Here is a 20,506-nt window from a genome sequence, read left to right as displayed (position 1 = left end):
TTGGCTATTTCAAACCTTTTAATCAAAATAAGCTTTACTCCTTTAGTGAAAAACTATTTTTCTCTATTATTACTTCTACAGGCACAAGCAGTTTTGCGATTATCCCACTGCGGGTAGAAGTCATTCCTAAATCAATAGGGTCCTCCCCCGTCCCTATGCCATAGAATCGATTGGCAACAATCGGAAAGCGATATGCACCTTCCGGATCAATGATTCCCGTACCATTTCCGGTGGAAGAGTTGGTGTCGTCATTATCGGACAGCATGACACGCAAAGTGCGCAATATATTGCCACTTCCGTCCACAAGCTCTACTCTCAATGTGTAGTCATTCGCATCTACCGGCGCAGGAGCAGGAGCAGGCAACACATACGAGCCTTCAGACAGTACAGTAGAAGCAGCCGTCCCTACAGGTACCGGGATTTCCACCAATACACGCCCGTTGGAAACGGAAGTTAGCGGACTACTTATGTAATCTTTAAATATAGGTGTCTGGCTACGCTGAAATAACGGCACTTGCTTATTCTGCTGTGCATACAGAGAAATACGGATAGCCGAAACATTCGTGCCACTTATTTGTGCCGGTACATTCGTGAACCACCCCATCACACCTGCCACCCGACGCCAAAGGTCTACATTCCCCTGAGTACCGTAACTGCTGGGAGTCAACACTGTTGCTCCGGCAAATAGTTCGGATTGCCGGATGGAGGTCCACGTACTTGCCTCACTGCCGGAAAGGACAGCGACCGCACCGGACAATACGGAACTGCCTATCTGTATGGCAGCGGGATATCCATAAGTAGCACCAGACTGGTTGTCAAGTCCAACTGCAAGGAAAGTATAAGGTTTCCCATTGGCAAGCCCTTCATACTTCACCCGGTATCTCATGGTAGAAGTTACTGTGGGCGGATTATTGCCAAAGTAGGCCGACCAACCAATATTCTCAGAAGCGACACACAGAGCATTTTCATCTGTTCCATCGAAAATATACAGTTGCACATACGTCACATGCTGTACATTTTCCGATCCCGGAAGAATAGTACGGGTAGCCAGTTCGCCTGCCACACTTAATAAAAGTGTGACATCGCCTGCATCACCAGGCTGCTGACCGGGTTCCCCCCATTCATCAACGGCTTCGTCTGTCTGGCATCCTACCATTAGCAATGCCGATGCCAGAAAAGTGCCACATACATATTTTTTAATTCGTAGATTTTTCATTATGCATATCAGTTAAGGATATTATTTATTCTTTTCCAGATAAAATCGACCGACATTAGTAGACAAGATTCCCACGTCTATGCTGGTTTCCGGTTGCGACAGCGCATATCGTTTTCCGGTTTCCATATCCACAAATGACCAGTTCCGCCATGCGTCTCCCTGTCCATGTGTCAGTTTCAGAGTCACCCGGGCGGGATTACGCAAACTAAATCCTACCGGAATACGATTGGCATCACTCAGCTGCTGAATATCAAGCATTTTCTCTCCGGCCACGCTGAAGACAGCAATCACAGGAGGCATGTCATCATCCAATAATAATTCCGAGTCTTCGCCTGAACGAAAAGCCGTCGAAGCAGACGGATGCAGGCGCAACAGGCTATGGGCAGAAGCATTGCCAGCACTTGCCATGAGGAACAATGTCGGACGCGGCAAATCCGAACGGGTGGAAGTCACGGAACGGGTACTTCTCATCAATCCCGCATTGCCGACTGCCTGTGTCAGTACGGACTCGGTAAACTTCACCGCCAACGTAGTAGAAGCACTATTCACCGTAACAAAGAACGACTGCATCGGAGCTATAAAACGGAAATCATCTCCATTGGTAAGCAGCGTTCCATCCGCCCTGATGACGGAGTTATTGCTGTTGCCATCGTACACCTTTATTGAAGTCACCGTAGGATTATCCGCAAAGAACTGATCGATCCGGATATGAGCCATGAACGGATTCCCTACCAAAAAGGTATTTCCGGCAACCTTATTAGTCACAGTCACCACATAAGGAAAGGTAAGACTGCCACTGCTGTTCTCGTAAATGAAGCGTCCGGGCAGCGAACGGGTGACGGTTTCGCTGTAAGCCGTTCCTTGTCCTGCCGCATTATAATAATTGTAGCGGGTATGCACCTTCGGGAAACGGAAGGCAAGTACTGTATTGCTTACCGCCTCACGGTCCGCAAAAAGCGAAAAGCCACTCCCCGCAGGATAAACCTGATTCAGAGCATTGAACGGTGGTGTCCAGTTCGTCTTATCCGGTATTACGGTAACAGCAGTAAGCGTACCGCCGCTAATCTTCTGTCCCGGTGCATCATGGCTCCACAATCGTTGGTAGATGCGCGGATTAAAGCGGTTTTCGGGTGAAGTCGTTTCGTTCAATGTCACAAAGAAATCATTATTTTGAGTACCGTTCATAGTGGCAGGAATAAACATATCCCCGGTATATGTGGCTTTCAAGGGAGCAGAAAGCATATAGTAACGCCCTGCCTGCAAGGCCATTTCCACCCATGCCTGAGCGTAATTGAGGTAATGCGTATTCACTATTTCAGCATTCGGAGCGAAATGGAGATTATTGCAATAATTTGCACTACCTTGAAGAAGAACGGGATAGAGAACACAGTCGGACGGAACTATGACATCCGTGCATTGCCATGGACTGCCGTCACTCCAGTTATTCCAATCGTTCCAATTGCTTGATGTTGCATTCATTTTCCAGGTAGTACGCAACGGATGCACGGTAGAATGGATGCCATTATAATAAAGATTCGTACCTGTGGGGTCATAGATAGCAATATAATAATCGCCCACGGGTATGGCGGAAAGAATAAATGTCTGTCCTGCCAGCGTTGCCGTGCGCTCCGTTATTTCATTATTCTTAGCCACATTGTAACAGCGCAGCAAATAGCTGTTACCGTTCGTTCCGCCTTGTATCTGTATCTGGATGGGCGCTCCCTGGCAAATATGCTCTGTCACGCTGATCACGTCTATCGAACCACCGGGATCGGTAGTCGTTTCGGCACAATCGGGAATACCGTCACCATTACTGTCGGGACGAGTATAGACACCTGCCAACTGAATGCTCTTCAAAGCATCCGCCACTCCGGCAAAGGTGATACGCACTTCATCAAACGGCGTGGTTACAGGCGTGGTTTCAACAAACTGCTTGCCTCCGCTACCTATGACGTCCAGTCCCAGCAGTCCACCTGTCCCGGTACGTCCCACTTCCACACCTGCGTTATATACACTAACTGTAGTCCAGGAAATAAGTTCTGCTCCAGTCACGCCTGTAGGATCTACAACGATGAATCCTACCGGTTGTTTCTGTTGTATCTGATTGAACTTTACCGCTACGGTAACTGCACCCAGTACATTAGTGGTGGTTACAAGCGCATAACTGTTGATGTCCGAGTCTATGAGATTGCCCAGATTATTGAACGAGGTTCCAACGTTGGCTACACCAGTGCTACGGGTGGCAGCATAATTGATGCGGGCTCCATAAGTGGTGGACGTCATCAGTTGCAAACAGGCATTTGCGATACTGGCGCTGTAGCAACTGGCACTGGCACTCTCCCAGAAAGCATAATAAATGCGGAAAGCGTTGAGATTGAGGTTGAGCAGACCGCCCGTCCACAATTCAATGGCATCAAATTCCTGATTGGTGTTTACACTTATACGTATTTTATTCCCGCTGTCGCCTATCAGCCCGGCTGAGACGACATTACTATTATCCACAGCATTCTCAAACACCTTCACACCGCTGCGATACAAGCGGATTATAAAGAATTTCAGCACATCAGCGCTCAACAGCCTGGTAGAAGTCTGAATGACGAAACCTGTACGGATTTGACTCTTCGACGCATTGACAGGCTTATCCGAAGCTGTCCTGATTCCTACGATAGAGGTGTTGGCGGCAATACTTGCCAGATTATTGTAAGTGATAAAATTGTCGGAGTTACTATCTATCAGATTATTCTTTCCCGTGAAGTTGGTGCCCTCGCCTACACAAAGCAGACATCCGCCTCCCGAAGGGGCATACACAGCGGCGCCATTGCCGGCATTGGTAATCATGGTATTGCATGCATCAGTTTCGCTGATACTGCTGGCATTACGGGTGATTACGGCGGTTTGGGTATATACTTTCCCATCGGTTCCAACATAGGTACCCATCACTTTATATGTCCCGTTCACGGTCATGCCTGTAATCTTATTGTTACTGATGACGGGAGAAGAGCCTGTAGGAGATTCCGTAATGGCATACGACACGCTTCCCGTGACAGGGGTTTTCAGTTGATAGGAATTGCCCGTGACAGTGGCGTTTGCCAACGAAAAATAAGCGGAGGCGTCTACCAACACCTGATTGCGGACATAAGCGTAATTGATGGTAGTGGCACTCAGTACATTCAGGTTTACACCTGCAAATTGTATTTTTATCTGAGTACAAGGTTTCTTCAGGATCATACTCACCTGGCTTCCTCCTCCGGCAATGGCCGAAATTCCCAACAGGCTGCTGATGGTAACCTGTTCCTGTTGCTGGTTGGCGGCATTATAGGTGGTCAGTATGGTAGTTCCCAATGCACTGATGGTTAACAAACCGTTATAAGAAAGGAAATAGCCGACCTCCGCTCCTATGGGAATTTCTTTTTTGAAATTGATAGTGACGTGCGGCTGAGTAAGTGCTCCTATCAGTCCGAAAGATGGGCCATCGGTCAGATTCGTATTGATAAGTTGGGCGCTGTTTAGCATATTGGTCCATCCGGTATCGAAGAGAGCATCGTTGTGAACCTCCACACCACCGGTGAAATAGCTGCTTCCCGTGATGGCGGGTTGAATAGGATTTTCGCCTACAAAAGCGTAATAAAGACTGAGGGCATTCAATACGTCGGCAGAAATGCCATACATACCGATCTTGATTTCATCAAAGGGTTTGGCCAGTTGGGTAGTAATGGAAATGGCTTGCTGACCGTCATTGTTAGCGGCGCTCAGCAGATTCAGTTCCAATGTTTGCACTTCCTGCACATCGCTTCCCTTCATTTCCTGCTCCACTCCTTTCAGGAAGGTTTTCAGCCAGAAACCTTTCAGTACATTGACATTCAGCAAAGAAGTGTTGCTGATTTTATATACAAATCCTGCTGTCTGCCCACCGGCGTAAGTGCGGTTTACATCACGTACGGAAGCTATCTGATTCCCAATCAAATTGGCCGTAACCACACCGCTGAACGAAGCGGAGTTCGTGATGTCAGTATCCAAAATATTACTGATTCCCTGATTATTGGTAAGTATTTCTACCAAGGCATTCGACATATCGTCCACAATACGTCCATCGCCCACCAAAGGAACTCTCCGGCTGGCTGTCCATGTCTGTCCACCATCGGTAGAGGTTAGGGCGGATGTTTCGGCAGCAGCTGCCGCAACCGCTCTCGACAAGGTTGTATCATCGGGAATGGACAAGAACTTTTCATCCTGGCAGGCTGAAAGACAAAGGAGAAGAGCAGAAGTCAGAAGTGTATGAATGGTTTTCATCTCTGTATCATTTTAGGATGTGTGAGGTATTTTTTAAGAGGGTGTTTTTGCAACACCCTCGCTATATATCCAAGGTCCGAATCTACTATTCGAGTTCTAAATTATAAATCACATCCCAGGCATCGTTTACTGTAACAGTGATTACCGTTTCCTGAGACAAGTCGATAGGCTGGTCATCATCTCCCGTAGTTCCCGGATCACTTGTACCTCCGTCTGTTGTGGCAGAAAGATTCTTTGTACCTATGGAGTAGAAATAGTTGCGCTGAACATCATATACCGATTTATCTCCGGAGCCGACAGCACTGTTCACCACTTTCCATGATTTCAACACAGGGCTAATTCCACTTGCTTCATTGGCTTCCAGCTGAATGGTAAAGGTCGGAGTACTTGTAACGGCACTGAAAGGAATGAGGAACTTACCACTTACCAGCGAATTGTCTACCGTAGCAACGGAACCTGTTCCGGCAGTAATCACAAATTTCTTGGTCAGATCAGAACCGGCAGCACTGACTTGAGCAGTATAATCGGACAGTATAGAAAGGTCATATTCCAGTACTTTCGTTTTCGTAGCGTTTCCGGTAGCATTCACCGACATGGCGCTTGGAAAGGTAAATGCGCTGGATGCAGAAGACGCATAGACACGTATGTACTTCACAGTAGTAATGGCTCCCGAAGCATTAGGGTCAGGATACTTCACCGGAATGTTCTTAAAATATCCCAGTAAACCTGCCACTTGACGTTTCAATTCCACTTCACTGGTAGTTCCGGCTTTAAGGTTACCATTTTCCACTTCAAAGGTAGCTCTACCGGCAAACAGTTCGGATACGGTTGCTCCCGGAAGGGTAGCGGTAAAAGTATCCGCAGCACTGCCACCTCCTGTCACTGTATAGTCGGCAATGTCATTATAACCATACACAACAACAGTATAAGTGCCATCAGTCGTCAGTTTGTTCAGTTTAATGGTTTGACTTGCCTTATGGTCACCGGTACCGGGAGTTGTAGCATTCGAAGGGCCGGCTGTCCAAGTAAGCGGATTGGCGGTTCCGGCACTCAAAGCTGCCGCAGTTACATCTGTTCCGCTTGGACTATAAATATAAATCTGTACTTTATCAACGTTATTGGCAGCCTCAGAACTATTTACGGGACGATTGGCGCGGGTATTCAATCCATCTCCTCCACTGTTTAGAGACAATGTGATTTCGGACAGGGACGGAGGGTCCTGCTCGTCCGTAACAACCAATTCGTCATTACTACAAGCTGCGAGCATCATCATGCCGACAGCAGACATTAAAACATACTTTTTCATTTTAGTTAAGTTTTTGAGTTAAACATTCGAGAAAAAACAATATCAATTAATATTCAGGTCATAAATCTTTTCCCACGTATCTCCCATCAGCATATAGATAAAGAAATCTTTTCTTTCCTCACTATATGCATATTTCAAGGTAGTCAATTCATTACGCTTCAAGGTGATGTTTACATCTTTGGGGGTAAGAAGGGGTACGCTCAACATCAGAGGATTATAAAAATCCAAATGCAACACAGACTTGGCACTTTCTGTAGAAGGAGCAAGAATTGTGCTTATCACAATCTGCGAAGTTGACTTCCAAGTAGCTGTTTTAACCACACTGATAGGACCCAGATAGCTGAACAGGTGATTTATTCTTTCATAAATCTTGTCTATACGTTCATCCATATACCAGCTGTTTGCAGGTAAATCAGTGATCTCTATCAAAAGCTTTCCAGTGACACGTTCCATATCCACCGTATAATGACTGTTTTGGTAATCATATACAAGGGTATCAGTAGTTAGGAAGACATCACTACCTTCTTTTCCATTGGGGTGTATAATATGAGTCAATGAAGCGTCAGTCAGCGAAGTATTATCCGGCATTCCTCCCCATATGGTCAATACATATTTCCCCGTCGGCAAACATTCGCAAAAGGTAATGGTGTGGGTTGTTTCAGAATCAGTGACACTAAACAGTCCCTGTTCTTCTACTACACTTCCGGTTTCAGCGTCGCGCAGAATATAATGAAGTGTAGGGATATATTCACGGAAAGGAAGTGTTTCACTCCTACGTACCTGTATCGGCAGATTATCAACGTTAAAATAATTTTTATCCTTTACGGTAATATTCACCTGCAAAGGTGGACATGCTTCAGGATCTTCCTTTATACAGGAAGTAAATACCAAAAGAGAGAAAAGAAGATATTTCCCTAATACTTTCCATCTGACAGAGATGAAAGTCGCACCGTATTGGATACTTTTTTTCATGGTTATCTATTACTATATGAGTATCATGATTTTTCAATTATGCCAATCAACGAATCTCGAGATTTGTTTGTTCACAGAAATATGATAATTATTTTTAGAAGATTTATTTGACGAATTCTGGATTCGGAAAAAGGAACAAAATCAATATGGCAATGAAACAAACAAGACATATTATTGGATATATGCAAAAGAACTGTTAAATTCGCAAATAGAACAAGTGCACTTTTTTCTTTTGCTTTGTTTATAGCATAGAAACTTGAACTATTAATAAAAAAACAGGATTGATGCTGAAGAGATTTATCTTCTGTCTGTGGATATTATTGCCGTTCTCTTTGTTTGCCCAAAACGAAGGGACTAATTCCATTGCACACGATAGTCTTACCATCGGGAAGCATCAGGGAACTTTTATTAAAGCAATGAAAAAGTTCCTCAACTTCAATGATTTCGATACAACTTATATAAGCCCTAATCGCTACAACTATGCCTTGATGCTCGACCATTTCACAAATTACGAGTATTACTCCGTAGGTACCGCTGTTCCCGAACCTCAACGGCTCCGGTTCACCCCCAACCCTCGCAACAAAATAGGAGCTTACTTCGGCTGGCGCTGGATATTTTTAGGATGGTCTGTCGATACAGATGGACTCCTTGGGAAAAAAAGTGGGAAAAACAGAGGAACAGAATTCGACCTAAGTCTCTATAGTTCGAAATTTGGAGTGGATCTTTTCTATCGGCGTACAGGCAACGATTACAAAATACACCAAGTTACGGGCTTTTCCGACCGCATTCCTTCCAACTATTCAGAAGACTTCAATGGGCTGAAAGTAAATATGAAAGGATTCAACTTATATTATATCTTCAACAATCGGCACTTCTCATATCCGGCAGCCTTCAGTCAGTCTACCAACCAACGACGAAATGCGGGTTCACTGATAGCTGGTCTTTCCGTATCCACCCACAATCTAAAGTTCGATTATACTAAATTACCTGAGCTTATTCAGGAAACAATGAATCCCGGAATGAAAGTCAGGCATATCAAATACACTAATATCAGTCTCAATTTTGGATACGCCTACAACTGGGTATTTGCGCGCAACTGCCTGGCTTGCCTGTCGCTCTGTCCGGCAATTGCCTACAAAACGTCACGTATAGAAAAGGATGCGGAAGAAGGTAACGACTGGTACAAGAACTTCAATATTGATTTCATATTGCGGGTAGGTGTGGTATACAATAATAGTAAGTACTTTGCAGGCGCTTCTTTCCTGGGCAGGACATACGACTATTATCGGGATAACTTCTCCTTAAACAACGGATTCGGTACGTTGCAAATATATGCCGGCTTCAATTTCTATCTGAAAAAGGAACACCGGAAAAAGAAATAATGGCTATAAAATTACCAGAACTTATTATGCTCGACACTATATTCAAATCCTGCAGACTGCAATTTTCCTACAATCATCTCCTTATTTACATTCATATCATCGCAGAGTTCATCCAATGAAGAATAACAGTCACGCAATTTCATATTGATGAAGCTGAAAAGCATCATCGGGTCTTTAGGCAATTCCATCTTTCTACTAATACTTATTGATTCCGGCTGCAAAATTACAATTATCCGGCTTATCCTATTCCTCCTGAGGACCTATTTTTTCTATCTTTAACGCAACCTTCTCTATAATTTTACTGAGTTCTTCTTCCAGTGGAATGATATTGAAATCTTCCCAGAAATGTTCGTCATACCTGAATTCTTCATCTGCAAGTACAGTACGTGTAGGCAGTCTTTCAGCACGAGGAAAACGGGTCACATTCTCTTTATCCACCAGGCAAGTCACCATTTCAAACCAAGTATGCAAAGTCGGATTACTGAAAAAAACACGTTTTCTCTTCATTTTGAAATACAAGTCACCACGAATGTGATGGATATAGTAAGTACCATTCCACGGTTTATACGAAATGGTATATACCACCTTCTGTGTAGTCAGGTTCACCTTCTGCGCCTGCCGTACAACAAAGATCCGCGTAGCATCTTTGATGTACTTGGGCTGTATCTCAATGCGAGCCTGTACCAAAGCCCCATTCTCCGAATCAATATACAACGCTCCACAATAGAGAGGCCCCTTGACATCCGGCTTTTGCTCAAAATAAACCACATTGACACATCGGTCGTCAATAAAGGTTATGTCACCCGAAGTATATACGTACTGATTATCTCTTGCATCAACCGACAGAAAATCCGGCAAGTCTTTAATAAAATCCAATTGCAGACAAGCCTGAATACCGGCTCTCATCTTAGCTACCAGACTGTCCGTACTCTCCCGGTTATCAATCCGACTCATCTTTAATAGTTTTACCTGATCGGATGTATTAATCTCCTGCAAAGGAGCTTTATAAACCTTGAAAACAGCTTCTGTCAGACTTTGGAATTTGTTCTTCAACTGGACGCCTTCCCGATAGAAGGTAGTCAAATAAACGGGAGCCAACGAATAGTTTTCTTTACGTCGCCCCACCATTTCCCGCAATAACTTCCTGGGTTCTACCAACCGAATCAACACTTCTTGTAAAGGAACTATTTTGGGTTCCAGACTCAGTACATTATCCCGTCCAATCAGCATAGTTGCTTCAATATTTTGTGCAACATACCCTAAATGGGAAAAAGAAAGATTGCCACTTTTCAGGGAGTCAGGCAAATGTAGCCTGAACTCCCCATTCTTATTTGTAATATTACCTATTGAAGTTCCTTGAAGAATGACCGATGCATTTACAACAGGGTCTCCCGTTTCTTTATCCCGCAAAGTACCGGTTATGGTAAAATAAGCCAGTGGTGGAGGTAGTTCTTCCGAAACAGTTTTCTTCCTCACAATCTTCTCCGCAGGAGGCAGAATTAGGATGTGATGCCCTATCACTTTAAGTTCTAATGACCTATCGCCTATAATTTCATAAATAGCTTGCCGGACCGTGCAGTTTTTCCTTTTTGTCTTTACCTCAATATCATTATTCACCACCTTACTGTCGTAAACGAAAAGGTAACCGGATTGCTCCGAAACTTTACCCAACAAGGAATATACGGTTCCTTTCATTCCGGGCAGTCGGATTATACGTTCCAGCACATCTCCCCCATCCGCTCTCATACCACAGGTTATGAAGAGTAGCCCAAAGAGGAGAATGAAGAAACGATGAAGTTTCATGATTTATATTATTAAGTTATCATTCGGATAAAATCAGTTTATCGCCTTCGCGTGAACATTTCAGGCTCAACGCCCAGCAAATGAGCTCTGCCACTGTTTCGGGGGAGTTGTTTTCAAATTCAATAGTCAGTTTTCGTTTATTCAAGACCGACGATGCCGCCTGTATCTGCAAAGTAGGAGCTTCAGCATTCACCACCCGCAGAATATCTTCCAGACATTCATCTTTGAAGCGTATATTCTTTGTATACTGTCTGAACTCATCGGAATCTCCTGTTTCACTCAATTGTAATTGCCGGGCCTGCAAGGTTACGGTTTCCCCGGCATTTACCAGCACACTCTGTCCTCCCTGCTTCAACGAGACCTTCACCCTGCCCCGCTGCACGGATAGCTGGAAAGAGTCATCCTCATGGCTGCGTACATTGAAAGCCGTACCCAGCACTTCTATCCGTACCTTCCCCGTCTCGATCAGAAAGGTTTGTTCGTGATTCTTCGCTACATCAAAGAACGCTTCTCCCTGCAAATTCACTTCCCGCTTGTCCGTAGCAAAATGTTCGGGATACTGCAAGGTACTCTCTTGCGCCAGATATACCACAGAGCCATCTTCGAGCGTAGTAACCAGCATGGATGCTTCACGGTTTTCCTGCGTCACCAGATTAAGATTTTCCACCTCACCTCCCGGCGCGAACCATAAAAAAGATGCCAGATAGACAAAACCGGCAATTACGGCAGCCGCCAGTGTTCCCCATTTCAAAAGTAGTTTGCGACGCACTACCCGTCCCTGCCCTACCTCTACGAGCAGGCGGTCTTTATCCAAACGGGCATACAACCGTTCCCATGCCTCATCCGTCTTTGTCCTATTTTTATTCACTTCAGTCATTTCGTAAAAATATAATTATCTATTTCGTTTCGTAAGGTACGGAGCGCTTTCGTCATTTCGGCCTCTACTGTCTTAATGGACAGAGATAATGAAGAAGCAATCTCCGCATATTTTTTTCCTTCCATACGATGCATTTCGAATATCTGCAGCCTGCGCACCGGCAGTTTATCAAGAGTATGGCGAATCAGTCCCTGCAACTCTTCATATTCCAATTGCCTGTGGGGATCAGAATCCTGTTCCAGGACATTACCTGCCAATACATACTCGCGATACCGCTCTTTGACTTCCTTATGCTGGCAATATTGTAGAGCTTCGTTGCGAACAGCTTTATACAGATAGCTCTTTACAGACTGGAAAATCTGTAAATGTTCCCGGTCCTTCCAAAACACGTAGAACAGTTCCTCCACTATTTCCTCGGCAGCTTCCATCTCCCCCGTAATGCCTACGGCATACCAGCAAAGAGGGGAATAGTAACGGCGGAAGATCTCCTCGAACGCCTTTATATCGCCCTCTTTTATTTTTGTCAGTATGAAGAGTTCATTCAGCATATCCGGGAATTATTGTTGATCTCCAAATATAAGAAAAACTATCTGAAATCTAACGGGATTGTTTTTTCAATTTGCTCACTGCATGTTCCAGAGACTCTGTGGGTTCAATAATATTGTATGCCTTCCAGAAGTCCTCGTTCCAATATACGTCTACCATATCATAGAACACCTGTTTTTCTTTAAAAGCCTTCTTGTATGGAATAGCTGCGAAATCATTCTTTCTATCCGTCACCACCATTTCGGAGAATACTGTATAGCCGGAAGAGAATAAACGCTTTTTCCAATCGCACTTAAAGCGGATTTCATTCCGTATATAATTCAGATAGGTTTTTCCATTCTGCTCTTTATATGTCACCAGATAGGAGACTTCCTGTGGCCTGAATCGTAACCCAAGGGGTTTCTTATGGAGAATAGCTTCTACCGCCTTCACTCTGTTCTGCATATCCAAAGAGAACTCTGCACGGGTGAATGCCAAGTTCTCAAAATCGATATAGAGCTTCCCATAGAACAAGGCATACATTAAACTGACTCTGGGACGGAAACTAACTACATATTGCATACGGTTATCCAGATTCACAGGTTCCTCAATATGGAAATCATAGTAATTCAGATTCTCCTGACTCAGCAGTGCATCCCCATTCTTCACAACATCCAGATATACGGAGAGAGTAGGTCCGCCCACTACTTTGACAGCCAGCGTATCACTTGTCTTTTGACTTAGCAAACGACGTCCTTTCTGTATCTGTACTTTGTCATTGGAGGGTTCACGGTCACTATATGCTGTTTTAGCAACATCTATCACCGCTTCCGATACACTAATGTAACGGCGTCTTTTCTGCACTGTCTCCCGATAAAATGCGGTCAGTAAACTCTTATCGGGCGAATAGTTCACCGGAATCTTCTTTATGGCTTCTTCCACAAGTGCACGGGCATTATTACCAAAGATTACAATCTCACTCAGCAGATTAGGAGCCGGCAGCATCCAAATGGTAAGGTCAGATATATCTTTGTTATCTTTCAGGGAAACCTGGGAATTCAAGTATCCGATATGTGAAACTTCCAATCCCTGAATAGTCTCCGTATCCTTTATCTTCAAAGAGAATACCCCATCTGCATTCGTAACGGTTCCGATGTTCGTACCGGGAACAGATACATTCACATTTTCCAGTTTTCTCTTATTATCCTTATTTTTCACCACTCCTGTGATAGTGAAATAGCTCTCGGCCTCTTCTTGTGCCCACAAAGGTGAAATACCCAATAGCAAAAATGCCATCAACCACCCAACTGTAATTCCAACTAACTTTTTCATCTTCGTATGATTTTAAAGGTGAACAATTCTTGTTTTCTACTTATAAGATCGTTCAGCAAAGAAAAACCCTATAGATTTTGGAAGAAAAAAAGAAGGAAAATATTTCCAATACAAAATATTTCTGACAGTATCACACGAATCCGTTTTATTATAAAAGAACACAAAAAGAAGAAATAAGTGACTGCTAACATGAACTTTGATCCTCTACTATTGTTCACATGCGATCAATAAGTAGATTATTCACCTTACAAAACATTTAACAGCTATGAGAACAGTTCATCTGATAGTTATTCATTGTTCCGCAACAAAGGAGAATGAAACTTTTACGGAAATGGAGTTAGAGAAATCACATCGGCAACGTGGGCTCAATGGTATTGGTTATCATTATTACATCCGAAGGGATGGAAATATTAAAAGCACACGTCCAGTCCGAAAACCCGGAGCTCACGCCCGAGGGCACAATCTTGATAGCATTGCTATATGTTACGAAGGTGGACTTAATCAACGTGGAGTCCCTAAAGATACACGTACTGAATGGCAAAAACACTCCATGATCGTCCTGATAAGGACGCTGCTCACCGACTTTCCCATGTGCCATATTTGTGGACACCGTGATTTACCCCAAATACTTGATGATAATTCACTGATAGAACCTGAGTCGTGGCTGGAAGAATGTCCCTGTTTTGATGCAGCAAGAGAATATGGTTATTTGAGAGAAGGTGTACCAAGCACTCCTTGATACACCTTCTTCTATCCTATCATTCGTTTCTTCTTAAAACGTATGTACGTTCAGCAACTTGTCTACCAGGTATCCATCTGTTGCTGTCAGTTTGAAGGTGACTCTCCGTTTGGCCTTAAGCTTAATGACAAACAGGTCGCTGTCACCTTCAAGCGGCTCATGTTCCCCGATGTTTACAAACGTGGGGTACAATGACTTGGTGCCATTGGTATGAAGCCTGTCATTTGTCAGGTTTTCCATGTTTTTCATACCCAATGGTTGTATACCTACAAATTCATAGTCGGCAGGATCGTAAGCTAATGCAAAACTAAGGGCATTTACAAAACGTAGACCAGTACCTTTCACCAATACCTCAACGAGTTCATCCTTGGCATAAGTTTGTTTCGGTGTGCTAATATCAAGCTTTCCTTCCACCTTCTCGCCTCTTACGGCGTCAGCACCACCATCCAGTTGCGTAGCAACAACAGAGATATCGTAGGCATCTATCAGACCGTTACGATTCAGGTCGCCATTGCTGATATATCCTTCAAAGTCGGCATCGCCACGCCTCAACCCTGTATAGTTGATGTAAGAGGTCAAGTCGTTTTCATCAACCAACTTATCATTGTTGATGTCGCCGGGCAGGTAACTTTCCGTTTCAGGTACCCGGAAGACATAAATCTCTTGTCCCGAACCATAATTGCCTACAGCTTCGGTAATACTCATCTTGATATAACGAGCGGTAGGAGCTTCAGCGAAGGTGAATACTTTCACTTCATTATCACGCTTCCAGTCGAAGGTTCCTGCTTCAGTCCAATTCTCCTTATCCATACTACAATAAACGGTACCTTTCAGCAACGTTCCGTTTCCTGCATTCTCACGAGGCAGGTAGTGGAACTTTTCAACCTGATTGATAGACTTCAAGTCCATAACCAAGTCGAAGGGAACTGCTTTTTCATTGTATTTGGTATGCCATAACTCTCCTTCTTCAAAATCGAACAGACGGCGAAGCGAACGGCCCTGGTTATCAGCAGTAGTCTCACCCACAATACCATGTATGGCAAACTCCAATGGATCTTTTTGGGTGGTAGCACTGAATGTTGACCAATCGGAATATCCATCTTTATTCACAGCGCGTATCTTAAAATCATAAGTAGTCTCCACATTCAGGCCATCAAATAACAGTTCTGTATCTTTAATAGTGCTATAGGCCGTACCATTAAGTTCTATTTCGTAATAGTCTGCATTTTGTACTGTATCCCAAGTAGGCTTCAAGGTGTAGGCAGCCGTATTTTCATCAGTTACCTGTGCCTTTGGAGCAACCAGCGAACCCGAGGTTACCAGATCGTTATTCGCCGGTTTAAATACAAACCCGTCTATTTTCAATAGTGTCGGAGCTACCGTAATATCAGAAGCAGCCAACTTGACGAGAAGCTGTGGATTCTTTGTGATAACTTCTTTCTCAAACTCGCTGCCCTTGGTGGCAAACTTATTCAGATTGGGCTGGGCATTGTAGAAGTAAACATTTTCTTTCTGAAAATACTCATCCATACTACTTGTTTCTGTAAGTTTAATCTTGTTCTTGCCAATAGTTGCCGAAATCTTCTGAGGCTTTTCAGTAACATTGATCCTGAACTCGGTAGCCTTTTCTTTTATAAAACCATTAAAATCACCCTGAGCCGGATGAATAGTAACTATAGCCTCACCTTTAGCGTTGACATTAGATTCGATCAATGTACTTACCCCCTTACCTAAGCGGTATTCTTCAGTTACTCCATCATCGTCATACTCAGTGAATGCGCTCTGCCCATAGGGGTAGAGTTCATATATACGCAGTTTTTTGTCTACTTCGCTGACATTATTATTAGGGAGTGTCATAGGAATAATGGCTCCATTCTTCACAAATACAGGTAATTTCCAGAGTGGTGAAGCATAATTATTAATAACACGTCCTCCCTGATATACTTCACCGGAGAAGTAATCTACCCATTCTCCTTCAGGGAGATAAATACCATTACGAATATCATTGCCTTGCTCATCCGCCTTGGTAGCCTGATAAATAGGTGCCACCAGGAAATAGGGTCCATAGAGGAACTGATATTGCGTAGCCTTACCCAATGTGTAGGGATTGGGATATTGCAAAAACATAGCCCGTATCATAGGCAGGCCATCCACCGATTCTTTGGCAATACTGTAAGCATAAGGCATGATCTCTGATTTCAGTTTCAAATACCATCGATTGATAGAAGTGACCGGTTCGCCCAAAGCATGAGGATACTTTTCATTGGCTCCCCACCCGTCCATATTCAACTGCATGGGCGTGAAGGTTTTCCACTGGAAGTCTCTGGTATTGACTACCGGATTCTTTCCTCCGAAGATACCGTCCATATCAGAACAGATATTAGGATTACCCGACAAACCTGAACCTATATAAGTAGGAATGTGGAAACGAATATATTCCCAGACTCCTCCTGTCTGGTCGCCCGACCATATACCGGCATAACGCTGCGTACCCGCCCAGCCATCAAGGGAAATAATAAAGGGACGGGCATCATTACCATAGTAAGTCATAATCTGTGCCACGTCTGTGATACCATTCAATCCAAAGGAATATCCGGCACCTACCCAGGCAACATCGGTTTTCAGTACACGCACGCCTGCATCCCTCACTTCCTTTACAATGTCACGCTGCAACAAAGCACTGATACCTTCTTTTGGATGGAGATCGGACTGTGTCCATAAACCGATTTCCACACCATTCTTACGAGCATAGTCTGTCAGGTTCTTTAGGTTTTGAATGTTACCGTCCAGCGTTTCCGTCTGACCATAACCGGCTCCATAACCATCATTAGGCAACAGCCACCCCAGCGGCATATCATGATTCTTGTAGCGGTCTATTACAGCACGCGCCGAAAACTGATAATTATCTTTCTCTCCATTCAACGATTCTTTAATGCCACTATTATCTTTTTGACTTTCTTTGTAACGCTTCCCATCCTCAAACAGAATGCCATTTTCGTCCTCTTTCCAATAGTCACGATTATAGGCATTCAGGTGCCCTTGATAGAAACCAAATTTCGGCATTAGTACGGGGTTACCTGTCAACTGGTAATAATCGTTCAGCAAAGATACGGCACCATCATTAACCATAATGAAGATATCGAGATAGTTTGTTTGATGGAACAATTTCACAATACCCTTTTCTTCTCTACCAAAATCGTAAACCCCTCTTTTAAAAGTGTACCACATCAGGCCGTAACCATTTGTTGACCAATAATATGGATTGGGAGATGCTACTCCCCCATCTGTCCAGCTATTTTGGTTTTCAATAGAAATGGTCCTGCCTTTGTGTGAGAAACGGCCGTTTTGTACACCACCCCCATAAAAATATTCCTGAAGGTCTTCTTTCAGTTTCAAGGTAACTCTTTCTTTATCAAAAAGAACAGGCTCAGCCTCTTCCAGCACAGTAGCTCCAGTTTTGAGGTTTATGACTTTCATCAATGCGGTGCTCTTATCAAACTCTACTTTTATTTTTCCGCTGGTAATCGAGAAAATGTCACCATTATTTTTAATATCCAATTGAGATACACCTCTACGTGGTTGGTCCACGAGAATTTTAGCTTCAGGCTTTGCTTTCGGATCACGGAGCATCCCACCTGAATTATCCTGGAACACTCTGAAAATATTTTCTCCATAAAAGTCGAGCGTCATACGCTGGTGATTGGAAAACAAGATGTCAACTGTAGTTGGATTGATTTTCACAACGTCTACAATTAAAGCTTCTTGTTGCGTTATTCCGGTGTAGTTTTCTTCCACTGCATATGCAGATAGACAGGGTCGCATAAAACATAGGAAGGAAGCAAATACCAATGCCGTCAACTTCCCAGAGTGATTGAGTGATTTCTTCATGTTTTTTTCTTTATAAGGTTATCTTTCCGAACGCACTTTGCAAAGATACTTAGTTTTTAAAGCTATCCGAAATTGTAGGCTTAAAATATCGCGTATACTTTGAAAATATAACAAATACCAAACTCCAATAAACCACTCACAACCCTTCAATCGCACACAGACAAAAAAAAGAGCTGTAAGTAGTTAACTTACAACTCTTTTCTTATTATATATTATTCGTTTATCTACCGAACTTACTTAACTTCCTCGAAGTCTGCATCTTGCACGTTGTCACCATGCTTAGCACTATCCTGAGCACCACCAGCTTGTCCGGCATTCATATCAGGACCGGTCTGAGCACCACCTTGAGCACCGCTCTGTGCATACATTTCAGCACTTGCAGCCTGGAATGCAGTATTCAGCTCTGCCATAGCAGTATCAACAGCAGCCAGATCCTGTGCCTTATGAGCATCTTTCAGTTTCTGCAAAGCAGCTTCAATCGGAGCTTTCTTGTCAGCCGGCAGCTTGTCACCCAATTCTTTCAACTGATTTTCAGTAGTGAAGATCATTGAGTCAGCCTGATTCAGCTTGTCAATCTTTTCACGTTCTTTCTTATCAGCTTCTGCATTAGCTTCAGCTTCAGCCTTCATCTTTTCAATTTCTTCTTTGCTCAAACCGCTGGAAGCTTCGATACGGATAGCTTGCTCTTTACCTGTAGCCTTATCCTTAGCAGATACCTTCAAGATACCGTTAGCATCGATATCGAACGTTACCTCAATCTGAGGAACACCACGACGAGCCGGAGCAATACCTGACAGGTTAAACTGACCGATTGACTTATTCTGAGCAGCCATCGGACGCTCTCCTTGCAATACATGGATCGTTACTTCGCTCTGGTTATCAGCAGCAGTAGAGAATGTTTCACTCTTCTTGCACGGAATAGTAGTGTTTGCATCGATCAACTTGGTCATTACACCACCCAGAGTTTCGATACCCATAGACAGCGGAGTAACATCCAGCAATACCACACCCTTGATTTCGTCCGTCAGCACAGCACCCTGTACAGCAGCACCTACGGCTACTACTTCATCCGGATTTACACCTTTAGAAGGAGCTTTACCGAAGAAATCTTCAACCAACTTCTGTACAGCCGGTATACGTGAAGAACCACCCACAAGAATTACTTCGTCAATATCAGAGTTGCTCAAACCAGCATCAGACATAGCCTTCTTACACGGTTCCAGACAAGCCTGAATCAAAGTGTGAGCCAAAGCTTCGAACTTAGCACGAGTTAAAGTCTTAACCAAGTGCTTAGGTACACCACCTACCGGCATAATGTACGGCAAGTTAATTTCAGTACTTGTAGAAGAAGACAATTCAATCTTAGCCTTTTCAGCAGCTTCTTTCAGACGTTGCATAGCCATCGGGTCCTGAGTCAGGTCGGCACCTTCGTCATTCTTGAATTCATCTACCAACCAAGTGATAATTACCTGATCAAAGTCGTCACCACCCAAGTGAGTATCACCGTTTGTTGACAATACTTCGAATACACCGCCACCGAATTCAAGGATAGAGATATCGAATGTACCACCACCAAGGTCGAATACGGCAACCTTCATATCTTTGTTCGCTTTATCGATACCGTAAGCCAAAGCAGCAGCTGTCGGTTCGTTCACGATACGTTTCACTTCCAGACCGGCAATCTGACCGGCTTCTTTTGTTGCCTGACGCTGAGAATCGGAGAAGTAAGCCGGAACGGTAATTACAGCTTCCGTAACTTCTTGTCCCAAATAATCTTCAGCAGTTTTCTTCATTTTCTGAAGAATCATAGCTGAAATTTCTTGCGGAGTATAAAGACGTCCGTCAATATCTACACGCGGCATGTTGTTGTCACCCTTAACAACCTTATAAGGCATACGGGCAATTTCTTTCTGAACCTGATCCCAACTTTCACCCATGAAACGTTTGATTGAGGATACGGTTCTTGTCGGGTTCGTGATAGCCTGACGTTTTGCAGGGTCACCCACTTTACGCTCACCACCGTCAACGAATGCTACGATAGACGGAGTAGTACGTTTTCCTTCACTATTTGCAATTACTACAGGTTCGTTTCCTTCGAATACAGAAACGCAAGAGTTTGTAGTTCCTAAGTCAATACCAATAATTTTTCCCATGATCTTTAATATTTTATTTGTTA

At 43.8% G+C, this 20,506-nt stretch carries 13 protein-coding genes; 2 read left to right on the top strand and 11 right to left on the bottom strand.

Annotation, left to right across the window (positions count from 1 at the left end; translation table 11 throughout):
• Positions 1-34 precede the first annotated feature (34 nt).
• From DWW10_RS04605 to DWW10_RS04590, 4 genes are all read right to left on the bottom strand, one after another.
• Positions 35-1,216: a FimB/Mfa2 family fimbrial subunit gene (locus tag DWW10_RS04605; protein ID WP_022391560.1), complete on the bottom strand. Its 1,182-nt coding sequence runs from the start codon at positions 1,214-1,216 to the stop codon at positions 35-37.
• A 21-nt stretch (positions 1,217-1,237) separates the two neighbouring features.
• Positions 1,238-5,506, bottom strand: a complete 4,269-nt coding sequence (locus DWW10_RS04600; protein ID WP_022391559.1) for a hypothetical protein — start codon at positions 5,504-5,506, stop codon at positions 1,238-1,240.
• A gap of 85 nt (positions 5,507-5,591) precedes the next feature.
• The gene (locus DWW10_RS04595; RefSeq protein ID WP_022391558.1) at positions 5,592-6,812 is read right to left on the bottom strand and encodes a hypothetical protein; all 1,221 of its coding nucleotides are present in this window, start codon (positions 6,810-6,812) and stop codon (positions 5,592-5,594) included.
• Between the two features lie 42 nt (positions 6,813-6,854).
• The gene (locus tag DWW10_RS04590) at positions 6,855-7,784 is read right to left on the bottom strand and encodes a hypothetical protein (protein ID WP_259320409.1); all 930 of its coding nucleotides are present in this window, start codon (positions 7,782-7,784) and stop codon (positions 6,855-6,857) included.
• 284 nt (positions 7,785-8,068) lie between these two features.
• Here DWW10_RS04590 and DWW10_RS04585 point away from each other — a divergent pair, with 284 nt between their 5' ends.
• Positions 8,069-9,166: a DUF4421 domain-containing protein gene (locus tag DWW10_RS04585; protein ID WP_022391556.1), complete on the top strand. Its 1,098-nt coding sequence runs from the start codon at positions 8,069-8,071 to the stop codon at positions 9,164-9,166.
• Between the two features lie 11 nt (positions 9,167-9,177).
• Here DWW10_RS04585 and DWW10_RS04580 read toward each other — a convergent pair whose 3' ends face one another.
• From DWW10_RS04580 to DWW10_RS04560, 5 genes are read right to left on the bottom strand one after another with little or no spacing between them, the layout of a single operon-like run.
• Complete coding sequence (locus tag DWW10_RS04580; protein WP_022391555.1) at positions 9,178-9,354, bottom strand: DUF4250 domain-containing protein; 177 nt, start codon at positions 9,352-9,354, stop codon at positions 9,178-9,180.
• 55 nt (positions 9,355-9,409) lie between these two features.
• Positions 9,410-10,969: a carboxypeptidase-like regulatory domain-containing protein gene (locus DWW10_RS04575; RefSeq protein ID WP_022391554.1), complete on the bottom strand. Its 1,560-nt coding sequence runs from the start codon at positions 10,967-10,969 to the stop codon at positions 9,410-9,412.
• Positions 10,970-10,988: 19 nt separating this feature from the next.
• A complete protein-coding gene (locus DWW10_RS04570; RefSeq protein WP_022391553.1) occupies positions 10,989-11,846 on the bottom strand; it encodes a FecR family protein in 858 nt (285 codons plus the stop codon).
• Positions 11,843-12,394 (bottom strand): RNA polymerase sigma-70 factor, encoded by a 552-nt coding sequence (locus DWW10_RS04565; RefSeq protein WP_022391552.1) that lies wholly within the window; start codon positions 12,392-12,394, stop codon positions 11,843-11,845. The genes DWW10_RS04570 and DWW10_RS04565 overlap by 4 nt, the downstream gene beginning before the upstream one ends.
• Positions 12,395-12,443: 49 nt before the next feature.
• The gene (locus DWW10_RS04560; RefSeq protein WP_022391551.1) at positions 12,444-13,703 is read right to left on the bottom strand and encodes a carboxypeptidase-like regulatory domain-containing protein; all 1,260 of its coding nucleotides are present in this window, start codon (positions 13,701-13,703) and stop codon (positions 12,444-12,446) included.
• Between the two features lie 265 nt (positions 13,704-13,968).
• Here DWW10_RS04560 and DWW10_RS04555 point away from each other — a divergent pair, with 265 nt between their 5' ends.
• Entirely contained in the window at positions 13,969-14,442 is a 474-nt protein-coding gene (locus tag DWW10_RS04555) for an N-acetylmuramoyl-L-alanine amidase (RefSeq protein WP_022391550.1), read from the top strand.
• 33 nt (positions 14,443-14,475) lie between these two features.
• On the opposite strand, the gene DWW10_RS04550 is transcribed toward DWW10_RS04555, so the two are convergent.
• Together DWW10_RS04550 and dnaK are read right to left on the bottom strand one after the other, a co-directional pair.
• Entirely contained in the window at positions 14,476-18,330 is a 3,855-nt protein-coding gene (locus tag DWW10_RS04550; protein ID WP_022391549.1) for a TIM-barrel domain-containing protein, read from the bottom strand.
• Positions 18,331-18,563: 233 nt separating this feature from the next.
• On the bottom strand, positions 18,564-20,483 hold the full coding sequence (dnaK, locus tag DWW10_RS04545; protein WP_022391548.1) for a molecular chaperone DnaK: 1,920 nt from the start codon (positions 20,481-20,483) through the stop codon (positions 18,564-18,566).
• Positions 20,484-20,506: the final 23 nt, after the last annotated feature.

Source organism: Bacteroides intestinalis (genome assembly GCF_003464595.1).
Taxonomy (GTDB): Bacteria; Bacteroidota; Bacteroidia; order Bacteroidales; family Bacteroidaceae; genus Bacteroides; species Bacteroides intestinalis_A.
The sequence above is the reverse complement of the archived record's forward strand: the minus strand, read 5'-3'. Positions and strand labels throughout refer to the sequence as shown.

Excerpts from the sequence above, each read along its gene's own strand:
- DWW10_RS04595 (WP_022391558.1), bottom strand. The coding sequence starts at position 6,812 with ATGAAAAAGTATGTTTTAATGTCTGCTGTCGGCATGATGATGCTCGCA.
- DWW10_RS04585 (WP_022391556.1), top strand. The coding sequence starts at position 8,069 with ATGCTGAAGAGATTTATCTTCTGTCTGTGGATATTATTGCCGTTCTCT.
- DWW10_RS04555 (WP_022391550.1), top strand. The coding sequence starts at position 13,969 with ATGAGAACAGTTCATCTGATAGTTATTCATTGTTCCGCAACAAAGGAG.
- DWW10_RS04580 (WP_022391555.1), bottom strand. The coding sequence starts at position 9,354 with ATGGAATTGCCTAAAGACCCGATGATGCTTTTCAGCTTCATCAATATG.
- DWW10_RS04605 (WP_022391560.1), bottom strand. The coding sequence starts at position 1,216 with ATGAAAAATCTACGAATTAAAAAATATGTATGTGGCACTTTTCTGGCA.
- DWW10_RS04575 (WP_022391554.1), bottom strand. The coding sequence starts at position 10,969 with ATGAAACTTCATCGTTTCTTCATTCTCCTCTTTGGGCTACTCTTCATA.
- DWW10_RS04570 (WP_022391553.1), bottom strand. The coding sequence starts at position 11,846 with ATGACTGAAGTGAATAAAAATAGGACAAAGACGGATGAGGCATGGGAA.
- DWW10_RS04550 (WP_022391549.1), bottom strand. The coding sequence starts at position 18,330 with ATGAAGAAATCACTCAATCACTCTGGGAAGTTGACGGCATTGGTATTT.
- DWW10_RS04560 (WP_022391551.1), bottom strand. The coding sequence starts at position 13,703 with ATGAAAAAGTTAGTTGGAATTACAGTTGGGTGGTTGATGGCATTTTTG.
- DWW10_RS04565 (WP_022391552.1), bottom strand. The coding sequence starts at position 12,394 with ATGCTGAATGAACTCTTCATACTGACAAAAATAAAAGAGGGCGATATA.
- DWW10_RS04590 (WP_259320409.1), bottom strand. The coding sequence starts at position 7,784 with ATGAAAAAAAGTATCCAATACGGTGCGACTTTCATCTCTGTCAGATGG.
- dnaK (WP_022391548.1), bottom strand. The coding sequence starts at position 20,483 with ATGGGAAAAATTATTGGTATTGACTTAGGAACTACAAACTCTTGCGTT.
- DWW10_RS04600 (WP_022391559.1), bottom strand. The coding sequence starts at position 5,506 with ATGAAAACCATTCATACACTTCTGACTTCTGCTCTTCTCCTTTGTCTT.